Consider the following 3,306-nt stretch of genomic DNA (forward strand, 5'->3'; position numbering starts at 1 on the left):
CGGTGAAGGAGAACGTGACCTGGTCACCGACGCCGGCCAGGCCGTCGTTGTTGGTGTCGGTGCTGATCGTGGCGGACTTCACCAGGGTCAGGCCCGACCCGGTGGGGGTGGGGGTGATGGTGGTCGAGGGTGGGGTGACCACCGGCGGGCCGGTGGGTGGGGTCCCGGCCGCGGTCGCGGTGTTGCGGACCGCGCCGGTGTCCACGTCGGCCTGGGTCACCASRTACGGGCTGCTCGAACAGACCATGGTGGCGCCCGGGGCCAGGGTGGTGCCCGGGCAGGTGACCGTCACGGCCGGGCCGGCCGGGGCGAYCAGCTGGTCGGCCACGCCGACCGAGGTCAGGGTGACGTCGCCGGTGTTGGCCACGGTGAAGGAGAACGTGACCTCGTCACCGACCCCAGCCAACCCGTCATTGTTGCTGTCGGTCGACAGCGCCGCCGACTTCACCAGGGTCAGTGCCGCGGTGGTCGGGGTCGGGGTGACGGTCGTCGAGGGCGGAGTCACCACGGGCGGGCCGGTGGGTGGGGTCCCGGACGCGGTCGCACTGTTCCGCACCGCGCCGGCGTCCACATCGGCCTGGGTCACCACATACGGGCTGCTCGAACAGACCATGGTGGCGCCCGGCGCCAACGTGGTCGACGGACACGTCACGGTCACGGCCGGACCCGCCGGGGCGACCAGCTGGTCGGCCACGCCCACCCCGGTCAGGGTGACGTCGCCGGTGTTCTCCAGGGTGAACGAGAACGTGACCTCGTCACCGACCCCAGCCAGCCCGTCCTGGTTCGCGTCCGTGCTGATCGACGCCGACTTCACCAGGGTCAGTGCCGCGGTGGTCGGGGTCGGGGTGACCGTGGTCGAGGGCGGAGTCACGACGGGCGGGCCGGTGGGTGGGGTCCCGGACGCGGTCGCACCGTTCCGCACCGCGCCGGCGTCCACATCAGCCTGGGTCACCACATACGGGCTGCTCGAACACACCATGGTGGCGCCCGGCGCCAACGTGCTGCCCGGGCAGGTCACCGTCACGGCCGGACCGGCCGGCGCGACCAGCTGGTCAGCGATGCTGATGGCCGACATCGTGACGGCCCCGGTGTTGGTCACCAGGAAGGAGAACGTGACCTGGTCACCCACCCCAGCCAACCCATCCCGGTTGCTGTCGGTGCTGATCGACGCCGACTTCACCAGGGTCAGCGCCGCGGTGGTCGGGGTCGGGGTGACCGTGCCCGAGGGCGGAGTCGTCACCGGGCCGCCGGTCGGCGGGGTCCCGGCCGCGGTCGCACTGTTGCGCACCGCGCCCGCGTCCACATCAGCCTGGGTCACCACATACGGGGACGAGGTGCACACCATGGTGGCGCCCGGGGCCATCGTGGTGGCCGGGCAGGTCACGGTCACGGCCGGACCCGCGGGGGCGACCAGCTGGTCGGCCACGCCGACCCCGGTCAGGGTCACGTCGCCGGTGTTCTCCAGGGTGAACGAGAACGTGACCTCGTCACCGACCCCAGCCAACCCGTCATTGTTGCTGTCGGTCGACAGCGCCGCCGACTTCACCAACGTCAACCCCGACCCCGCCGGAGCGGGCGTCACGGTCGTCGAGGGCGGAGTCACCACGGGCGGGCCGGTGGGTGGGGTCCCGGACGCGGTCGCACTGTTACGGACCGCGCCGGTGTCCACATCAGCCTGGGTCACCACATACGGGCTGCTCGAACACACCATGGTGGCGCCCGGCGCCAACGTGCTGCCCGGGCAGGTCACCGTCACGGCCGGACCGGCCGGCGCGACCAGCTGGTCAGCGATGCTGATGGCCGACATCGTGACGGCCCCGGTGTTGGTCACCAGGAAGGAGAACGTGACCTGGTCACCGACGCCGGCCAGGCCGTCGTTGTTGGTGTCGGTGCTGATCGTGGCGGACTTCACCAGGGTCAGGCCCGACCCGGTGGGGGTGGGGGTGATGGTGGTCGAGGGTGGGGTGGTCACGGGCGGGCCGGTGGGTGGGGTCCCGGACGCGGTCGCGGTGTTSCGGACCGCGCCGGTGTCCACRTCRGCCTGGGTCACCASRTACGSCGAGGASGTGCASACCATGGTGGCGCCCGGGGCCAGGGTGGTGCCCGGGCAGGTGACCGTCACGGCCGGGCCGGCCGGGGCGATCAGCTGGTCGGCCACGCCGACCGAGGTCAGGGTGACGTCGCCGGTGTTGGCCACGGTGAAGGAGAACGTGACCTGGTCACCGACSCCGGCCAGGCCGTCGTTGTTGGTGTCGGTGCTGATCGTGGCGGACTTCACCAGGGTCAGGCCCGACCCGGTGGGGGTGGGGGTGATGGTGGTCGAGGGYGGGGTGRYCACSGGCGGGCCGGTGGGTGGGGTCCCGGMCGCGGTCGCRSTGTTSCGGACCGCGCCGGYGTCCACGTCGGCCTGGGTCACCAGGTACGGCGAGGAGGTGCAGACCATGGTGGCGCCCGGSGCCAGGGTGGTGCCCGGRCAGGTCACGGTCACGGCCGGACCCGCGGGGGCGACCAGCTGGTCGGCCACGCCCACCCCGGTCAGGGTCACATCACCGGTGTTCTCCACGGTGAACGAGAACGTGACCTCGTCACCGACCCCAGCCAACCCGTCATTGTTGCTGTCGGTCGACAGCGCCGCCGACTTCACCAACGTCAACCCCGACCCCGCCGGAGCGGGCGTCACAGTCGTCGAGGGCGGAGTCACCACGGGCGGGCCGGTGGGTGGGGTCCCGGACGCGGTCGCACTGTTCCGCACCGCGCCCGCGTCCACATCAGCCTGGGTCACCACATACGGGCTGCTCGAACAGACCATGGTGGCGCCCGGCGCCAACGTGGTCGACGGACACGTCACGGTCACGGCCGGACCCGCCGGGGCGACCAGCTGGTCGGCCACGCCCACCCCGGTCAGGGTCACATCACCGGTGTTCTCCACGGTGAACGAGAACGTGACCTCGTCACCGACCCCCGCCAACCCGTCATCGTTGCTGTCGGTCGACAGCGAAGCCGACTTCACCAGGGTCAGTGCCGCGGTGGTCGGGGTCGGGGTGACCGTGGTCGAGGGCGGAGTCACGACCGGCGGCCCGGTGGGTGGGGTCCCGGACGCGGTCGCACCGTTCCGCACCGCGCCGGCGTCCACATCAGCCTGGGTCACCACATACGCCGAGGACGTGCACACCATGGTGGCGCCCGGCGCCAACGTGGTCGACGGACAGGTCACGGTCACGGCCGGACCCGCGGGGGCGACCAGCTGGTCGGCCACGCCCACCCCGGTCAGGGTCACGTCACCGGTGTTCTCCACGGTGAACGAGA

At 72.0% G+C, this 3,306-nt stretch carries 1 protein-coding gene and 1 pseudogene; both read right to left on the reverse strand.

Annotated features, from left to right (window positions below; all coding sequences use genetic code 11):
• A partial coding sequence (locus AC1DWJ_RS19120) for a DUF7507 domain-containing protein (RefSeq protein WP_477621693.1) occupies nucleotides 1–2,602 on the reverse strand: 2,602 nt, incomplete at its 3' end.
• 156 nt (nucleotides 2,603–2,758) lie between these two features.
• Nucleotides 2,759–3,295: pseudogene (locus AC1DWJ_RS19125) on the reverse strand (DUF7507 domain-containing protein); the annotation flags it as partial.
• Between the last annotated feature and the right edge of the window lie 11 nt (nucleotides 3,296–3,306).

It is taken from the genome of Pedococcus sp. P2_D7, assembly GCF_056404295.1.